This window comes from Bacteroides timonensis (assembly GCF_000513195.1).
Lineage (GTDB): Bacteria > Bacteroidota > Bacteroidia > Bacteroidales > Bacteroidaceae > Bacteroides > Bacteroides timonensis.
In genome coordinates this window covers 17061-36047 of record NZ_CBVI010000012.1, presented here as the reverse complement: position 1 = coordinate 36047, position 18987 = coordinate 17061, and the positions used below count along the sequence as shown (strand labels likewise).

The 18987-nt window shown below is 45.6% G+C and carries 9 protein-coding genes; all 9 read left to right on the top strand.

The window, feature by feature from the left end:
- Positions 1-11 precede the first annotated feature (11 nt).
- The 9 genes from BN161_RS03605 to BN161_RS03565 all read left to right on the top strand — a co-directional run bounded on the left by BN161_RS03605 (position 12) and on the right by BN161_RS03565 (position 18984).
- Positions 12-4004, top strand: coding sequence for an SUMF1/EgtB/PvdO family nonheme iron enzyme (locus BN161_RS03605; protein ID WP_044263227.1), 3993 nt, complete (start codon positions 12-14; stop codon positions 4002-4004).
- Between the two features lie 103 nt (positions 4005-4107).
- Positions 4108-4851 (top strand): DAHP synthetase I family protein, encoded by a 744-nt coding sequence (locus BN161_RS03600; RefSeq protein WP_044263225.1) that lies wholly within the window; start codon positions 4108-4110, stop codon positions 4849-4851.
- A gap of 58 nt (positions 4852-4909) precedes the next feature.
- Complete coding sequence (ccsB, locus tag BN161_RS03595; protein WP_044263223.1) at positions 4910-7315, top strand: c-type cytochrome biogenesis protein CcsB; 2406 nt, start codon at positions 4910-4912, stop codon at positions 7313-7315.
- Positions 7316-7705: 390 nt separating this feature from the next.
- Positions 7706-8488 (top strand): DUF4469 domain-containing protein, encoded by a 783-nt coding sequence (locus BN161_RS03590; RefSeq protein ID WP_044263221.1) that lies wholly within the window; start codon positions 7706-7708, stop codon positions 8486-8488.
- A 137-nt stretch (positions 8489-8625) separates the two neighbouring features.
- The gene (locus BN161_RS03585; protein ID WP_044263334.1) at positions 8626-12732 is read left to right on the top strand and encodes a hybrid sensor histidine kinase/response regulator transcription factor; all 4107 of its coding nucleotides are present in this window, start codon (positions 8626-8628) and stop codon (positions 12730-12732) included.
- A 149-nt stretch (positions 12733-12881) separates the two neighbouring features.
- Complete coding sequence (locus BN161_RS03580; RefSeq protein WP_044263219.1) at positions 12882-14105, top strand: glycoside hydrolase family protein; 1224 nt, start codon at positions 12882-12884, stop codon at positions 14103-14105.
- A 19-nt stretch (positions 14106-14124) separates the two neighbouring features.
- Entirely contained in the window at positions 14125-16566 is a 2442-nt protein-coding gene (locus BN161_RS03575) for a glycoside hydrolase family 2 protein (protein ID WP_044263216.1), read from the top strand.
- A 4-nt stretch (positions 16567-16570) separates the two neighbouring features.
- Entirely contained in the window at positions 16571-17737 is a 1167-nt protein-coding gene (locus tag BN161_RS03570) for an alginate lyase family protein (RefSeq protein ID WP_044263214.1), read from the top strand.
- A 17-nt stretch (positions 17738-17754) separates the two neighbouring features.
- Positions 17755-18984: a glycoside hydrolase family 88/105 protein gene (locus BN161_RS03565; RefSeq protein WP_052356165.1), complete on the top strand. Its 1230-nt coding sequence runs from the start codon at positions 17755-17757 to the stop codon at positions 18982-18984.
- The last annotated feature ends 3 nt before the right edge of the window (positions 18985-18987 follow it).

Below are 18987 nucleotides of genomic sequence, written 5' to 3'. Positions count from 1 at the left end.
AACAAAGTATTATGAATAAGAAATTATTAGTAATGTCTGTATGCATTGCCCTGTTGCTTCCCACTATGGCACAGCGAAGGGCGAGTGCGAAGGTGAAAGCGCCTGCTACGTGGGCGGAAAGCATTGCTGCGGCTAAGAATCGGGCCCATGCGGAAATGCAAAAGACCTGTTTGCCGGTTGCATCGAAGGTAATTAAGGCAAAAGAGGCAGCAGTGCCTTTCTCGGCGGATATAACCGGACTGGATGAAATGGTGCTTTATACCTGGGGTACGGTAGATGGTACAGGAGATGACCAGGCTGTATGGGCAAATGCTAAATTAGTAGCGGCAGACGGTTCCTCCGTTTGGCTGAACGACTTGAGAAGTACTTTCAAGAAAACAGGTAGCGGCAGTCTGCGTTTTAATGAGAATGCCAAGGGACAGGATGTAGTCATGAAAGGCAAAACCTACAAACGCACGATCATGGCAAATGCCAATGCGCAAATCGTGGTTCCTCTGGATAAGAAATATACCCGCTTTGAGGCGGAGATCGGATTGGAAAACCGCTCTTCTGCGGGTACGGTGATTTTCCGTCTCCAAGGGATTACCGGTGCCGGAGCTGCTTCGGATATCGTTGCCAAATATCCGACTGAGGCTACTTTGTTTCTGCCATTCGGTGGAAGCGATATGAAAGCGTTGGTTACGACCTATGATGCCGGTATCGAAAAGCATATAGCAACGGAAGTTATTAATTTGCTGAATGATAAATCCTATTTCACTGCCCAAGTTGCACAGATTGCATCTAAACCGATCTTGGACGATCAAGTTATCGGCTATTTGAATCTGGCACAGGAAGCTATGAAAGTATATCACTTGCAGGAGTCTCTGAGTTGGCTGAATATGCGTGCTATTGAAGAGGCTTATAATGACATGATAAAAGATGCCGGTTATGATAAGAATACGAACCAGGCTAAGCTTGCCGAACTGAAGTTACTGACCGGAAAAGGTTTCTCCGGTATTTATAAAAATGAGGCTTCTGCCTTGGAAGCTGCCAACAAAGCTTTGCAATTGAAGCGTGATATCTTGCTGGCAAATACAGTGCTGGATATGGATAAGATCATTGTCGGTCGTTATAAGATAGGTACTTCTGCCCGTCAGGTGAACCCGCGTGCCCTGGGTACTCAGAATAACAACTGGTCCAACCAGACTTCCGCTTCACGCGGTGGATTTAATGCTGAGATTGCGGAGTTATCCAACTTGCGTGGAGATGTTAAGACCCGTACTATCTTTAAACCTACCAACGGTTCTTCTGTGCCTGATTTGAAATTACATTGGGATGCTGACCGTTTGATGTTCTCTATGGTAGATACCGACCGCCGCTGGCAAGTATTTGAAGTGAAATTGGATGGTACCGGTTTGAAGAAACTCATAGAGACTCCGGAAAAGGATTTGGAATTCTTTGATGCTACTTATTTGCCTTCCGGTAAGCTTATCGCTGTATCCAATATCGGCTATAATGGTGTACCTTGCGTGAATGGTAATGATGAGGTAGGTAATATGTGTCTGTATGATCCGAAAGATGGCTCTTTGCGTCGTCTGACTTTTGACCAGGATGCCAACTGGGCGCCAACGGTTATGAATAATGGCCGTATCATGTACACACGTTGGGAATATACGGATTTGACTCACTATTTCTCACGCTTCGTAATGCACATGAATCCGGACGGAACGGAACAGAAGTCTTTGTATGGTAGTGGTTCTTACTTCCCGAACAGTACGTTCGATGCCAAACCGCTGCCCGGTAGTTCGTCACAGTTTATCGGTGTGATTTCCGGTCACCATGGTGTGACACGTTCCGGCCGTTTGATGTTGTTTGATCCTTCAAAGAGCCGTAAGTCAGAGAAAGGTATGTTACAGGAATTGCCATTCCGCGACCGTAAGATAGAACCGATTGTAAAAGACCGGTTGGTGGATGGCGTTTGGCCTCAGTTTATCAAGCCTTATCCATTGACGGATAAATATTTCCTGGTTACTGCTAAGTTGAATGAAAGCGCCCTGTGGGGAGTCTATCTGATCGACATATACGATAACCTCACGCTGATTGCCGAATTTGAAGGTGAAGGCCTTATTTGTCCGACTCCGGTAGTGCAACGTCCGGTACCTCCGGTGATTCCTGAAAAGATTAATCCGGCCAGTAAGGAGGCTACCGTATTCATTCAGGATATATACGAGGGTGAAGGTCTGGAAGGTGTGCCTCGTGGTACAGTAAAAGCATTCCGTGTGCTTGCTTATGAATATGCTTATAACAAAACTCCGTCCGACCATTGGGCGCAGGGTGTTCAGAGTGGTTGGGATATCAAGCGCTTGTTGGGGACCGTTCCTGTAGAAGAAGACGGTTCTGCGATATTTAAGATTCCTGCCAATACGCCTATTTCATTGCAGCCGTTGGATTCGGAAGGACGTGCCATTCAGTGGATGCGCAGCTGGCTGACCGGTATGCCGGGAGAAACTGTTTCTTGTGTAGGCTGCCATGAAGACCAGAACCAATTGCCTATACCGAAACGTGTGAAAGCTTCGGCTATGGCGCCTCATGAGATTACGAAGCCGGAAGGTGGAGTACGTTCTTTCACTTTCGATCTGGAAGTACAGCCTGTGCTGGATCGTGCTTGTATCGCCTGCCACGATGGTTCCAATAAACTGGCTGACTTTACAGGTGGAAAGATAGATAAGTTCTCCGGCTTCGGAGTCAGTTATCTGAATCTGCATCCTTATGTGTACCGTCAAGGTCCCGAAGCGGAAATTGAAGTGCTCGATCCGTATGAGTATCATGCTTCCGTGAGTCCGTTGATCAAAATATTGAAGACGGGGCATCATGGAGTGGAACTGACCGACAAGGAATGGCAAGCTCTGTACAACTGGATTGACTTCAATGCTCCTTATCATGGCAAGTTCAAAGCCAATGAATTTAAGGGAGTGGAACAAATCAGCCGCCGTACGGAATTGACGGAGAAATATGCCCGCTCCGGTGTAGACTGGCAGGCTGAGATCCGTTCGTATGCCAAATACCTGGAAGGACAAGAGAAACCGGTTCCAGTGAAACCGGAAAAGAAGGAGTATAAAGACAAGGATGTAAAAGTCAAAGGCTGGCCGTTTGATAAAACTGCTGCCCAGGCTATGCTTGCCAAAGAAGGAGAAACGAAGATGAGTATTGAATTGGCTCCGGGAGTAAAGATGAATTTTGTCCGTGTTCCTGCCGGTTCATTTGTGATGGGTAGTAACAGAGGTCATTCCGATTACTCTCCTGCTCATAAGCAAGTTGTGAAGAAAGGATTCTGGATGGGTGAGATAGAAGTCAGCAATGAACAGTTCCGCACAATCTTCCCGGAACATGACAGCCGCTTCATCCGCCAGTTGTGGAAAGACCATGTACACCAGGGCTATCCTGCCAACAACCCTGAACAGCCTGCCATCCGTGTGAGCTGGGAAGAGGCAATGGCATTCTGCAGGAAACTGAGTGAAAAGACCGGTAAGACCGTTACTCTTCCTACCGAGGTTCAGTGGGAGTGGGCTTGCCGTGCAGGTAGCGACGGTGAGTTCTGGTATGGTTCCTTGAACACGGACTTTGGTAAGTTTGAGAATCTGGCCGACAAGCACCTGAATCAAATGGCGGTAAAAGGAGTGAATCCGATGCCGATGCGGGAAAATGATCCCTGGTATAAGTACTACACGTATCAACCCAAGGAGAATGGTGTGGATGACGGCAATATGCTGATGGTGAAAGGCGGTGAGTACCAGGCTAATGCGTGGGGACTCTATGATATGCAGGGTAATGTTGCCGAATGGACATCCTCTGATTATCTGCCTTATCCTTACAATGAAAAGGCGCAAGGTACGGGTGCGGAGAAAGTGGTTAGAGGCGGATCATGGAATGATCATCCGAAAGCGTCCACCACATACTACCGCAGATCGTATCTGCCTTGGCAGAAAGTATACAATGTAGGCTTCCGTGTGATTATCGAAGAGTGAGAAAGCTACGAGCTACATGAGCTACGAGCTACAAGTACCTTTCGGGTATTACTCGTAGCTCGTCACTCGTAGCTTGTAGCTCGTTACTCGTAACTATTATAATATGAAAACTATAGGTTTAGTGGCCGGTCCGTGTAGTGCGGAAAGTCGTACACAGATGTTGGAAACAGCAAGAGGGCTGAAAGAGATGGGTGTTGGCACTTTGCGTGCCGGCTTGTGGAAGCCCCGTTCGCGCTGTGGAACATTTGAGGGAGTTGGCGAAGAAGGACTGGACTGGATGCGAGAGATACAACAAGAACTGGGACTTCGGGTTATGACTGAGGTGGCACTTCCCTGCCACGTGGAAGCTGTACAAAAAGCCGGTCTGGATATGATCTGGATTGGTGCACGTACTACGGTCAACCCTTTTATGATGCACGAACTGGCAGAATCCCTGCGCGGGTGCGATATGCCGGTATGGGTGAAGAATCCTGTATGTCCCGACGTAGACTTATGGATTGGTGCGGTAGAACGCCTTCAACAGGCCGGACTGAAAGACATCCGCATCATTCATCGTGGCTTCTGCACGGTAGATAGTTCTCCTTACCGCAATGCCCCCCTTTGGGAGTTGGCGGAGCGTTTTCATACTCATTTTCCTGAATTGCCTTTCTACTGTGATTCGAGTCATATCGGAGGAAAACGTGAATTATTGGCGGCTATTTGCGGGAAAGCCATATCTTTGCACGCCGACGGTCTGTTTATCGAGTCGCATTGCTGTCCGCAGAAAGCTCTTTCTGATGCCGCCCAGCAACTGACACCACCGGCACTGGCAGAATTGTTGGCTACGTTGAAGGTTTCAATAGAATGATAATGTTTCAATAGAATGACAGATAGATCATAAAACAATTGAAAGGATATATCCGCACATGAAAAAAGTAAGCTCCTCCCTGAAAGCGATGTTCACCTCGTGGAAGATAACATTGATATTGCTGGTGCATTATGTGATCCTGCTGGCTGCCGCAACTTTTGTCGAGAAGGCGCAAGGGACGGCGATGGCAAGGGAAATAATCTATAACAATCCGCTTTTCTATCTTCTGCAATTTCTTTTGATTCTCAATTTCTGCGCTACTGCCTGGCAAGCACGTCTGTGGAGCCAGCGCAAATATGGAGTCTTACTGTTGCATATCTCTTTTATTGTAATCTTGCTGGGAGCATTGGTGACCAATATGTTCGGTTTTGAGGGCATTGTGCATATCAGGGAAGGAGAAACCGTGTCCCATATGCGTACGACGGAAGACCAACGCCCGTTGCCTTTTTCCATCCGCCTGGATGACTTTAAGTTAGTTCGTTATCCTGGTTCTCACAGCCCTTCTTCTTTTGAGAGTTTCCTTACCATTCATACGGAAGAGGGAGAGCGGAGAGAACACATCTACATGAATAAGGTGATTTACGAGCAGGGATACCGGCTCTACCAGTCTTCCTATGATGCCGATGAACAGGGCACCATCTTGACCGTCAATAATGATACGGCAGGAACAGGTATTACGTATGCCGGATATTTGCTGCTGCTTGCCGGTATGTTACTGACCCTGGCAGATAAAAAGTCCCGTTTCCGCCAACTGGCAAAACAATTGAAACGGGTGACTCCTCTTTTGCTACTGGCTTTTCTTCCCACCCTTTCTTTTGCGCAAAAGGCAGAAACGGAACATCTGCTGAAGAACACCATCCCTGCGGAACAGGCCGAACAATGGGGACGAATGCAGATACAATGTCCTACAGGCCGTATTGAACCTGTAGATACGTATACGGACAAACTCTTGCGCAAGATCTACCGCAGCGGTACTTTCGAAGGACTTAGTTCCGAACAGGTCATTATCGGTTTTCTTATGAATCCGTCTTACTGGGGAAATATTCCTTTTATCCGCCAGGCTAATAAAGAATTGCCGCAAGCCTACGCTCTGCCCGAAGGTAAATATATCCGTTTCTTTGATGTATTCAGTGAAGATGGCAGCTATCTGATTTCCGATGCCGTAGACAAGGCATATTCCCGTCCGGCAGCCGAACGTTCGCGGCTTGAAAAGGACCTGCTGAAGCTGGACGAAAAGATTAATATCCTGTATTCCCTGCAACAAGGAAAGATGTTTGCACTGTTCCCGTTGCCGGGAGATACGAGTGGCAAATGGTATTCTCCGGGAGATGATCTGAGTGTGTATTCAGGGAAAGACTCTCTGTTTGTATCGAAAATCATGCCGTGGTATCTGGGAGAAGCTTTTGATGCCTTGCGTACCGGTACATGGGAGAGCGCGGGAGAGGTGCTTTCCATGATGAACGTGTATCAACAGAAGCAGAGCGCCACATCTTTGCTGACTGAGAAGCAAGTGTCGTGGGAATTGTTTTATAATAAAGCACGTTTGTTCTTCTGGTCGGCTATGGGGTATATGACGGCCGGACTGTTATTATTGATATTCGTGGTAGGGCAGTTGCTGAAACCCAGACGCTGGGTTAAAACCGTTATCATTCCCTTGGTGGCGTTGGTCGTGCTGATCTTCTTGTTGCATACTTCCGGAATCGGCATCCGTTGGTACATATCCGGGCGTGCTCCCTGGGCCAATGCTTATGAGTCCATGATATATGTAGCCTGGGCTACAGCGTTGGCGGGACTTTTGTTTATCAAGCGTTCCTCCACGACGTTGGCTTTGGCGGCTTTCTTCGCAGGTATCATCCTGTTTGTTGCGAACCTGAACTTCATGGATCCCGAAATCACTCCCCTGGTTCCGGTGTTGAAGTCTTATTGGCTGATGATACATGTGGCTGTAATTACGGCAAGTTATGGCTTCTTTGGTATCAGTTTCCTGCTCGGTATGCTTACCCTTGCATTCATGAGTGCCGGCAATCCGTCGAAAGTAGCCTTGTTGCAGCCCCATATCCGCGAACTCCGCATCATCAATGAAATGTCCCTGCATATAGGGCTTTATCTGCTGACGGCAGGTATCTTCCTCGGTGCTGTTTGGGCAAATGAGTCGTGGGGACGTTATTGGGGCTGGGACCCTAAAGAGACTTGGGCATTGATTACGATGGTGGTTTATGCTTTTATCCTGCATGCACGCTTTCTTCCCGTTCTCCGTTCGGATTATGCATTCAGCGTCATGTCCGTACTGGGCCTTGCTTCGGTACTGATGACTTACTTCGGTGTGAACTACTATCTGTCCGGTCTTCATTCGTATGGCGGAGGTGATACACCGCCGGGACTGACTGCCGTCTTCATTACGTATGCCTGCGCTTTTGCACTGATGATTTATGCAGGGTATAAGCGGGCGCGTTTTGGGAAATGATAATTTATCGCGCAAAGCGCGATAAATTATCATTTATATACTCCTCAATCTCCCTTCTAACAGGTGTGCCGTTTCTTAGCGTCTTATACCTCCCTTCCTACTGTTGTTATACCTTCCTACAGCCTAAGGAGGAAGTATATATATCATCCGATATACTGAATTATATCATCCGGTATATCTAATTATACCGTGCGGTATATCTATTTATACCGAGCGATATAAATAAATATACCGTGCGGTATAATTTAATATACGCTTCGGTATAAAACATTATATCGGAGCGTATATGAACTTCATCCTTACCCTTTCACACACTTTAACCGCCATTACCATCATACTCTCACACGCATTGCCTACCTTTACCTCTCTGAATAAAACTTTTCCATCATTATGGCTAAATACAAGAAACGCGTAGAATGGGGCGTCCGCCTCCAGCACTACAACCTGAAAGAAAGTGACGACCTCCATCCCCGCGTCGTGCTGCGGGGCACACTCGATGTGCATGACCTGGCACTTATCCTCGAAGAGCGCAGCCGGGGCATCTACCGTGCCGCCGACACCGAACTGATTGTAAACCAACTCATGTCCGTTGCCCGCGACGCGCTTGTAGACGGCTATGCTCTGAACACGCCTATGGGGCGACTCACCCCCGTCGTACGTGGTATGTGGAATTTCAACCGCATCAACCCCGCCGCCCGTGCACAGAATCAGGCATCGCTCTCTTACGCCCTGAGCACCGAACTGAAAAAAGCATTCGAAGACCCTCTCTTCCACGTAGAGAACTCCCTGCAGCGAGGTCCCTTCATCTTCGATGTACACGACATGGAAAGCGGCACGCACAACGAATGCCTCACCCCCGGAGGCTACGTCGTCCTCAAAGGACGCCTGCTGCTGATGAACGGTGATTCGCCCCTGCGCGGAGTGGAACTGCTGGATGCGGAAACTGAAGAAGTGATACACCATTTCCCTGCCGCAGAGCTGGGGAGTATGAACACCCGTTCGCGCCTTTTCTTCCGTCTGCCCAAGGACTTGCCCGATGGAACCTATCTACTGGCCGTTACATCGCAGTGCTGCACCAAACCTACACCGCTGAAAGAACCGGTGCGGTGGGTGGACCATAAAGTGCTCAGGGTGGGCGAGGCTCCGGCAAGCGAGGAAGAAGCTGACGAATAGGCCTGTATACGTTATTTTGAGCGAATAGTTCAAGCATTTGGAACGATCTTTCAAACCCCTCAGGAGCAAATTGTCTACATTTGCCATAGAGTTTAGATCTGCTAAAATACTATGGAATGGAGACATATAAGAAACCTATGAGAAAACATATTCTTTTGCTGATAACCTTGTTGGCGACCCTGGAAGTAACCGCGCAGAACAGTGAGAACTTCTACTTCTCAAACCTGAATCTGAAAGATGGTTTGTCTCAGATATCTGTGCTTAAAATATTCCAGGATACCAAAGGTTTCATCTGGTTTGGTACGCGCAACGGATTGAATCGTTATGATGGCAGCGAGTTCGTGATCTATAAACATGATCCGAAAGACTCTCTGACCCTGAGTGATAATCATATCTGGAGTTTAGCCGAAGATAACGACCGCAATTTGTGGATTGGTACGGCACGCGGATTGAATAAACTCGACCTGAAAAACAACCGTATCAAGCCGTTTGTTGACGAACGATACGGCGCTTTTGCCAAAAGTGAAGTACGCTGCCTGACGGTAGACTCCCGTAATCGCCTTTGGATAGGAACTACCAAGGGGCTGTACCTGTATGTGCCTGCAATGGATGTATTTCAGCGTATAGACCTGAACGGGAAGATCAAAGATGAATTTATCTCTGTAGTCTACGAAACGAAGCAGCATCAGATTCTGATAGGTACTTCTACGAAAGGCCTGTTTGTCTGCGATATGAACATGAAAGTGCAACGGCAGCTGACTACCCGGACGCCGGGGCTTCATCTGCTTGGCAATAGCATCTCTACTATCTATGAAGATTCAAACGGAACGTTATGGGTGGGAAGCGGACTGAGCGGATTGTATCGCATAAACTTTGAGAAAGAGGAAATGGTGACCTATCATAAGGGTAACAGTATCCTGACGAGCAATAGCGTCAGAGCCATATCAGAGTTGCGCGGAATGTTGCTTATCGGTACGTTCGACGGGCTATACACCATTGATCTCTCCACTAATTCTTTCTGGAAACATACGGATGCTTCCCTTGAAAAGGGGAATCTGAGTCACTTTTCCATTTATTCGTTGTTTGTAGACAGGAGTCAGACGGTATGGGTGGGGACGTATGCCGGCGGAGTGAGTTTCTCCAGCCGCTTTAACAACCGCTTTGATTTCCATGATCCTGCTACGGTGTTTGATGCATTGTTTGGGATATACGGTTGTATGGTTTCTACTCCCGGCGGTTCTTTATATATGGCAACGGAGGGCAGAGGGCTGCTCGATTATAATCTGGAAAACAGACAGTATGCGTATTATCCGATAGATAAGGCTTCAAAGTTGCAGTACAGCCAGAATATTATAAAAGGGCTTCTGCTGGAAGATGATATACTTTGGTGCGGAACGAATAAGGGATCTATCTATCAATTCAATACCCGTACTAAGAAATATACGTTCTATTATCAGCTACCGGGGGAAATGTCCATTTACTCCATGCTTCGTGATAAGGATGACAGTCTGTGGATTATAACTTCCGATTCGCGTATGGGAGTGATGCGCTTGTCGGATAAAAAGGAACTTCAGAAACACTTTCCTATTAATGGCGGAAAGGACAGTTGTCTGTTTGCCAGTTCGCGTTGCATACTGAAGTTGCGTGATGGGGTAATGCTGATTGGCAGCCGCAATGATGGTCTGATAAAGTACGATGTAAATAGGGAAGAGGTGGTTTACTATGATACGGATGAGAAAGAGCCTCACCGGTTGCTTAGTAATTACGTGACGGGTATTGTGCGTGATAGTTCCGGCCGTATCTGGATTGGTACGTTCGGCGGCGGTATCGCTTTGTACGATGAAGAGAAAGGAATCGTAAAGACCGTAACGAAGGAACAGGGATTGATAGAGAATGATATCTGCTCCATTGTGGAGGATAACGACAATAACCTATGGATCAGCGCGAACAATGGCATTTCAAAATACAATCTGAAGACAGAGGAGTTTACCAATTACAATTCTCTGAATGGAATCGGAGTCTATGAGTTTACTCCCCATAGTGGTTTGTTGCTGCCCAATGGTGAAATCTGCTTTAGCGGTAACAACGGCTTTGTGACCTTTAACCCGCAGGAGCTGCAACTAAACTCTTTTGTACCGCCATTGGTATTCACGAAATTGGTAGTGAATAACCAGGTGATTGAACCGGAAGACGAAACCAGGATATTGGACACCGTGCTGGACGGTATGGAAGAAATAGAGCTGAGTTATAATCAGAATAATATCTCTATCGGTTACTGCGCACTGAACTTTGTTTTTGCCCGGCAGAATCAGTATGCCACTTTCCTGAAAGGCTACGATAAAGATTGGAATTATATTGGCAATCGTCGGGAAGCCTACTATACGAACTTAAGTCCGGGAACCTATGTATTTGAAGTGAAGGCTTCTAATAATGATGGAGTCTGGAGTCAACAGACACGTAAGATACGCATCATTGTGCATCCACCCTTGTGGAAAACCTGGTATGCCTACCTGTTTTATGCCATTGCTTTTGTCTTTATAATGACACTCATCATGTATTATATATCGAAGAAGCAAAAGCTGGAGCGTGAATTGCAATTCAAACAGAAGGAGAAACTGCAACTGGAAGAGTTCCATCAGGCGAAGATACGTATGTTTACCAATTTCTCCCATGAACTCCGCACTCCGCTTACACTGATTATTGCACCTTTACAGGATCTGGTGTCTATGCCGGAATTCTCTTCCAGTGTGAAGAATAAGCTGAGCCTGATATTCAGTAATGCCCAACGCCTGTTGCTGCTCGTGAATCAGTTGATGGATCTGCGCAAGAATCAGGAGGGTAAATTGAAATTGCATATTGCTAAAACGGATATGAACCTGTTCCTGCAAGAGATTTACTATGCCTTCAACCATCTTGCAGCAAAGAAATCCATAGAATTTACTTTTGAGAAGAGTGAGGAGAGAATGTCGGCATGGTTTGATAAGTCTATCGTAGAAAAGGTGGTCTTTAATCTCTTGTCCAATGCGATGAAGTTTACTCCGAATAATGGTAAAGTTGTGTTTTCATTGTCCCGGTGTACCTTTGCCGAACTTCTGTCGGAACAGCAGGCGGAATTGAATAAGATGCCTGCTGATACCAAGTTTGCCTGTCTCTCGGTTATAGATTCCGGGAAGGGTATTACGGAGGAAGATATGAAGAATATATTTGCACCTTTTTATCAGGGTGAAGATGACAATAAAGAGAATGTAGGTACGGGTATAGGTCTGAGTCTGACACGCTCAATCGTACTTCTGCATAAAGGCGCTATTTCCGTATCCCATAATCAGCCTACAGGTACGATCTTCAAGGTTTATATTCCGATCAGCAATTCTGTCTACGGCAAAGAGCAGTTGGTGGAGGATGATGAAGAGCAGGTAGTGGAGGACGTTATCCCGTCAGCCAAGGAAATGCATTTTGAGATAGAGAAGAAGTGGACTGTACTTCTGGCGGAAGATAATGATGAAGTAAGAGCTTACGTCAAAGAATGTCTGGATCCTTATTTCTATGTGCTGGATGTAAACAATGGTAAGGATGCACTGGCACTGAGTCTGGAGAAATATCCGGATTTGATACTGAGTGATATCATGATGCCACAGATGGACGGATTGGAACTGTGCTCACGTGTGAAGCAGGATTTACAGCTTGGGCATATTCCGGTAGTACTGATGACGGCCAAGTCCATGGTGGTTCATATCAAGGAAGGCTTTTCGGTGGGCGCTGATGACTATATTGTGAAGCCTTTTAGTATGGATGTGTTGATTTGCCGTATCAACAGTTTGCTGGAATCCCGTGAGAAACTGAAGAAACTATATGGAAAGAAGTTCTCTCCGGAAGCGATGGGTATCGAGATTGTTTCGGGGGATGATCGGTTTACGCAGAGCTTCTTTGAGATTATAGAGAAGAATATCTCTAATCCGGAGCTTGGGGTGGACTTGTTGAGCCAAGAGTTAGGTCTGAGTCGTGCCAACCTGTACCGGAAACTGAAAGCTGTAACGGAACTTTCTCCAACAGAGTTGATACGCAATAAACGTTTGGAGATAGCTGCCAAACTCTTGCTGGAATCCAATTATACGGTGTCTGAAATATCGGTCTACACGGGCTTCAATAGCCATGCTTATTTCACCAATTGCTTCAAGTCATTTTATGGCTATTCACCTTCAGAGTGGGTACAAAGGCATAATGATAAGGGAGAAACTCCCAAATAGCTTATGTTTTACATATCGTTTGGAATAGAATCTCAAATGAATAAGACAATATTGAAAGTTGCGCTAAGATAAATCGCCTATCTTAGCGCAATCTTTTTATGGAGAATTTAATCTTTAAATCAATATCAACATTAGTAAGAATAATTATTATGAAATTTAAAACAGGATTAGTATCGTTATTGGTCGTATGTGGAGCATGCAGCCAAGCGACAAAAGAAATGGATGTCGTAGAAGACAGTTTTGATTTTGCCGGACAGCAGTTGAAGTATGCATTTACGCAAATAGATTCTGCTAAAGCAAGCATGCCGGAGGAACAACTGAAAAGGAAGCCGGTTTCTCCCCGCACGATAGAAGATAACGGTGCCTTGCGCCTGGTAGCATCAAGAGACTGGACCAGTGGTTTCTTTCCCGGTGAATTGTGGTATATGTATGAGTATACACAAGATGATTTTTGGAAGAAGCAGGCACAGGCGTTTACTGCTAATATAGAAGACCAGAAAACGAATGGTGGAACGCATGACATGGGATTCAAAATGTACTGTAGCTTTGGTAATGGTTATCGCCTGACCAATGATGCGAACTACAAAGATATTCTGCTGGAATCTGCAGCCACATTGATTACCCGCTATAAGCCTACAATTGGTTGTATCCGTTCTTGGGATCACAGTCGGGACAAGTGGCAATGTCCGGTTATCATTGATAATATGATGAACCTTGAATTGCTGTATTGGGCATTTAAGGAAACCGGTGACTCCGTGTATTATAACATTGCGAATACACATGCCCGCACTACAATGAAAAATCATTTCCGCGATAATTATAGCTCTTATCATGTAATCGATTATGATACAATCACCGGCGACGTACTTCATAAGCATACGCACCAGGGATACAATCACGAATCTGCCTGGTCAAGAGGTCAGGCATGGGGTTTGTATGGCTATACCATGTGTTATCGTGAAACGAAACTTCCAGAATTCTTGTCGCAGGCTGAGAATATAGCCAATTACATCTTTACCAATCCTACCATGCCGGAAGATATGGTTGCATATTGGGACTTTGATGCTCCGGGTATTCCGAACGAACCGAGAGATGCTTCTGCTGCCGCAGTGATGGCTTGTGCCATGTACGAATTGTCCATGTACAATCCGGAGAAAGCAGCATTATACAAGAAATGGGCGGATACGATTGTTGAGAGCTTAAGCAAGAACTATCGTGCGCAATTGGATGGTGACCGTGGATTCTTACTCTTGCACAGCACAGGTGCGCACAACTTTGAGAGAGATGTGCCTTTGGTTTATGCAGACTATTACTTCCTGGAAGCTTTGCTTAAGAAAGCTAAATTAGAGAAAGAAGGTACGGCTATTCTGTAAATGTGGAGAATCAATAGGTATGAGACGTATAATTGCATTGTTAGTGATGAGTTGCTTTGTTGCAGGTACCTTTGCGAAGGTACCTGTGATGGGCAATAAGATCCGGTTAACGGATAACTGGGAGTTTCTCCGTCAGGATGTGGGCAATATCTGGGAACTGGTACGCCCTGTAAAGAAAGGCCAGCCGGAAGAACAACCTATATGGACAAAAGTTACGTTGCCCCATTGCTTTAATGCGGAGGATGCTGTCGATCCGGATTTGAATTACTATCAGGGGCCGGGGTGGTATAAAACACGCCTGAAGCTGGATAATCCATATCCTAACGGACGGGTGGTATTGGAATTCGAAGGAGCGGGACAGAAGACGGATGTATATGTTTATATGACCAAAGTGGGGAGTCATGTCGGTGGATATGATAGTTGGAATGTAGATATAACAGATGCCGTGCGAACTTTTCTGGCAAGCAAAGAAGCTGAACGTTTTGGAGGTGAAATTCCATTGAGTATTCGTTGTGATAATACCCGGGATGCTGAAATGATACCTTCGGATTTATCGGACTTCAATTTGTATGGCGGCATTTACCGTTATCTGAATCTGGTGTATCTTCCGGAAGTCTCCGTGGCGTCTCTCCGGATAGAACCGGCATTGGACGCTAAATTGAAAAAGGGGATGTTAAAGGTATCCGGTACATTCTATAATCCTGCGGATGTGCGTGAAGCACTGGTGGAAGTTACTGTGAAGAATGCTAAAGGTGAAGTGGTATCTACCCGTACGCTGGATAAAATAACTCCGTTGGGAGATTTGGATATGTTGGGTATTCAGATTGATAAACCACAACTTTGGGATGTAGATCATCCGGTATTATATACTTGCGAGGTTACTGTAACTGCTAATGGACAGAAAGTGACAGCGAGTGAACGTTTCGGTTTCCGTTCTTTTGAGTTTATAGATAAGGGGCCTTTCATGCTGAATGGAAAGCGCCTCTTGTTGCGGGGAACACACCGGCACGAGGATCATGCAGGAGTAGCTGCTGCCATGACCGAGGAGCAGATGATACAGGAAATGAAAATGATGAAAGAGATGGGGGTGAATTTCATCCGTCTGGGACATTATCAGCAATCTGAAATCATTTTGAATCTTTGTGATGAACTGGGTATTCTGGTTTGGGAAGAAATTCCCTGGTGCCGTGGTGGTGTGGGCAATGAAACTTATCGCGGACAAGCGAAACGTATGTTGACGAATATGATAACCCAGCACTATAACCACCCTTCAGTGATAATCTGGGGATTGGGTAATGAGAATGACTGGCCGAATGACTTTCCTGAATTTGAACAACGCAAGATACGGAGCCTGATGAGTGAGTTGAATACACTGGCACATCATCTTGATGCCGAACGCAAGACGGCAATTCGCCGTTGTGCATTCTGTAGCGATATTGTAGATGTATATTCTCCTTCTATCTGGGCCGGTTGGTATCGTGGGGTTTATACAGATTATCAGCAGATGTCCAAAGAAGAAATGGAGAAGGTGAAACATTTTCTGCATGTAGAGTGGGGTGGTGATAGCCATGCCGGACGTCATGCGGAGGCTACTGCTCCTATACGAAAAGAAGGTGAAAGTGATGGCGATGCAGCTCTGAACGGTTCGGCTCTGGTTTTGAAGAAAGGAGACTGGTCGGAAAGTTATATCGTTAAGTTGATAGATTGGCATTTGAAGGAACAGGAGAATATGCCTTGGCTGACCGGTGCTGCTTATTGGCCGTTTAAGGACTTTTCCACACCGGTGCGTCCGGATAATCCGGTACCATATATGAATCAGAAAGGAGTGGTGGAACGTGACTTTACGAAAAAGGAAAGCTATTACGTATTCCAATCCTATTGGACAGAAAAGCCTATGGTGCATATCTATGGGCATGGTTGGCCTGTGAGATGGGGAGATGCCGATGAAGAAAAAGAGGTTTTGGTTTACTCTAACTGTCCATCGGTGGAACTGTTTGTGAACGGACAAAGCCAGGGGATACGCAAGCGTAATAGTCAGGATTTTCCCGCTGCGGGTTTGCGCTGGAATGTGAAGCTTGCTAAGGGGCAGAATACATTGCGTGCAGTGGCTGCTGGAAAAGAAGTTCTTGCTGATGAATTGAGCTTTGAATATCAGACCGAGAAGTGGGGGAAAGAACATGCATTCCGGGTAACTTCTACTTCTAAAGAAGACGGAATTGTTGAAGTTGAAGCCCAGCTGGTAGATAGTAATGGTATCAGGTGTCTTGATTCCAGAGTTTTTGTTTCTTTCGATATTGCCGGTGACGGAGAACTGATACAGAATCAGGGCACGGCAACCGGTTCCCGCAAGGTACAGGCACGTAACGGGCGGGCACAAATCCGGGTTCGTACGCAAGGCGGTACTTCCTGTGTAGCTGTAAAAGCTGATAAAGTCCAAACATCATTTATAACGGTGCAGTAAGATTATGAAAAAGGTAGGTATGTTATTTTTAGGGATCTGTTCTTTTCTGGCTATTTCGTGTACATCGGATAAAGACGGTAAAGATTTTGTGAAGTGCGTTTTAAAGCAGGGTATACTGGAACGTGCCGCTATGAATATAAAGGAGGAGCCGGTAACGGTTACCGCCTTTATAGCGGAACGAAGTGCAGGGGATATACATGATTTTTATTCGGAGGGTGATTATTGGTGGCCGGATACTTTGAACCCTGACGGACCTTATGTGCGTCGGGATGGTGAGACCAATCCGGATAATTTTGTAGCTCATCGTCATGCTATGATACGTTTTAGTTCAATCGTAGGTAATCTGACCTCTGCTTATTTATTGACTCAGGATAAAGAATATGTAGATGCGATACTGGCGCATGTGCGTGCCTGGTTTGTGAATGAGTCTACGAAAATGAATCCTAACTTGCAGTATGCGCAAGCTATTAAGGGAATTGCTACAGGACGTGGTATTGGCATCATTGATACGGTACATCTTATGGAAGTAGCCCAATCGTTATGGCAGTTAGAAAAGCTTGGAGTATTGTCTAAGGATGATATAAAGTCTACTAAACAGTGGTTTGCTGATTATTTGAAATGGATGTTCACACATCAGTATGGCATAGACGAGATGAATGCTAAGAATAATCATGGTACCTGTTGGGTGATGCAGGCTGCTGTATTTGCCCGTTATGCCGGTGATAAGGATATGATGGATTTTTGTAAGCGGCGTTATAAAGAAGTACTTTTACCTAAGCAAATGGCAGAAGACGGAAGTTTTCCGTTAGAGACAGCGCGTACAAAACCTTATGGTTATTCTTTATTTAATCTGGATGCCATGGCAACAATATGCCAGACGCTTTCGGATAAGAATGATAATTTATGGATTTATACGGCAGAGGGAGGTAAGAATATGGAGAAAGGTATTAATTTTATCTATCCTTATGTCATTGATAAAGAAAGATGGAATTATACGAAAGATGTAATGTATTGGGATGAATGGCCGGTAGCACATCCTTTCCTGATATTCGGTGCGTTACAGATTCATAATAAAAACTGGCAGTCAGCATGGGAGAAGTTAGAGCATTTCCCTGTAACCGATGAAGTGGTGCGTAATCTGCCTGTACGTAATCCGTTGATTTGGATTTAATCATTAATAATGATGCTATGATAATAACACGGAAAATAATAGTAGGAGTTTGTATCGTATGTGCAGTCGGTACGGGTCATTCTCAGGAAACTACTACCCGCTATCGGCGAACTACTTCTCAGGGAGTGCCGGAAGCTAAACTGGGATATACCCCCGGAGTTACTCCGGAATATTTGGCTATACCTTTGTCGGAAACTGTCATGGCGAGATATCCGGATTATCGGATGGCTTACTGGAAAGACTATACATATGTGCAGGGATACATGTTTGAGGCTATAGACCGTTTGGGACAATTGACAGGCGATAGCAGGTATCTGGAATATATAAAGAAATATATGGATCATTTCGTCGATGAAACGGGTAATTACAAAGGAGGCGGATTGACGAATCTCGATAATTTCATGACCGGTTCGGCCTTTTGTACATTATACGGGCGTACGGGTGATGAGAAATACAAGAAAGCTGCCTTGCAAATATTGAAAGCTGTGGATCAATATCCCAGCTCCGATGGACAGTTTTGGCACGGAAACCGAAGTCCTAATATGTGGATAGATGGTGTTTTTATGATGCAGATGTTCCTTATACGTTGTGCACAATATGTGGGGGAAACCGATTATTGCTATGATGTGGCATGCAGGAATATTATTGCTGCTGCCCGTCATTTGCAACGTCCGGATGGACTTATCCTTCATGCATGGACTACAGAGCCTGAAAAGGCTGTGTGGGCGGATAAAACTACCGGACTGTCACCGGAGGTATGGAGTGAAGGCATGGGGTGGTACACTTTAGTGGTACCTGAACTACTGGCTTTACTACCCAAAACACATCCGGATTATCAGCAGGTTCTTGATGTTTATCTGAAAATGTGTAAAGGGCTGAAAGAAGTGCAAGATAAGAAGACAGGCGGTTGGTTTATGGTTGTGGATAAGGGAGATAATCCTTTAAATTTTGTAGATCCATCCGGAACTGCTATGTTTGTATACTCTATTCAGCGTGGTGTAGAGTTAGGGCTCTTAAAAGCAAAGGAATATACTCCGGTTGCATATAGGGGATATCAAAGTCTCTTTCCTTTTATACAAGTGAATAACAGAGGCTTACTGGATGTGATAGGAGCATGTGATGGAGTTGTGATTAAAAAGAATTTTGTAGAATATGTTACTGTTCCCAAAATATTGAATGCCAAAGAGGCTGTTGCCGGTATATTGTGGGCGGCTGTTATAATGGAAACAGAACAATTGAAAAAATAAACA

Coding starts and splice junctions, on each gene's coding strand:
- BN161_RS03605 (WP_044263227.1), top strand. CDS start 12: ATGAATAAGAAATTATTAGTAATGTCTGTATGCATTGCCCTGTTGCTT.
- BN161_RS03600 (WP_044263225.1), top strand. CDS start 4,108: ATGAAAACTATAGGTTTAGTGGCCGGTCCGTGTAGTGCGGAAAGTCGT.
- ccsB (WP_044263223.1), top strand. CDS start 4,910: ATGAAAAAAGTAAGCTCCTCCCTGAAAGCGATGTTCACCTCGTGGAAG.
- BN161_RS03590 (WP_044263221.1), top strand. CDS start 7,706: ATGGCTAAATACAAGAAACGCGTAGAATGGGGCGTCCGCCTCCAGCAC.
- BN161_RS03585 (WP_044263334.1), top strand. CDS start 8,626: ATGAGAAAACATATTCTTTTGCTGATAACCTTGTTGGCGACCCTGGAA.
- BN161_RS03580 (WP_044263219.1), top strand. CDS start 12,882: ATGAAATTTAAAACAGGATTAGTATCGTTATTGGTCGTATGTGGAGCA.
- BN161_RS03575 (WP_044263216.1), top strand. CDS start 14,125: ATGAGACGTATAATTGCATTGTTAGTGATGAGTTGCTTTGTTGCAGGT.
- BN161_RS03570 (WP_044263214.1), top strand. CDS start 16,571: ATGAAAAAGGTAGGTATGTTATTTTTAGGGATCTGTTCTTTTCTGGCT.
- BN161_RS03565 (WP_052356165.1), top strand. CDS start 17,755: ATGATAATAACACGGAAAATAATAGTAGGAGTTTGTATCGTATGTGCA.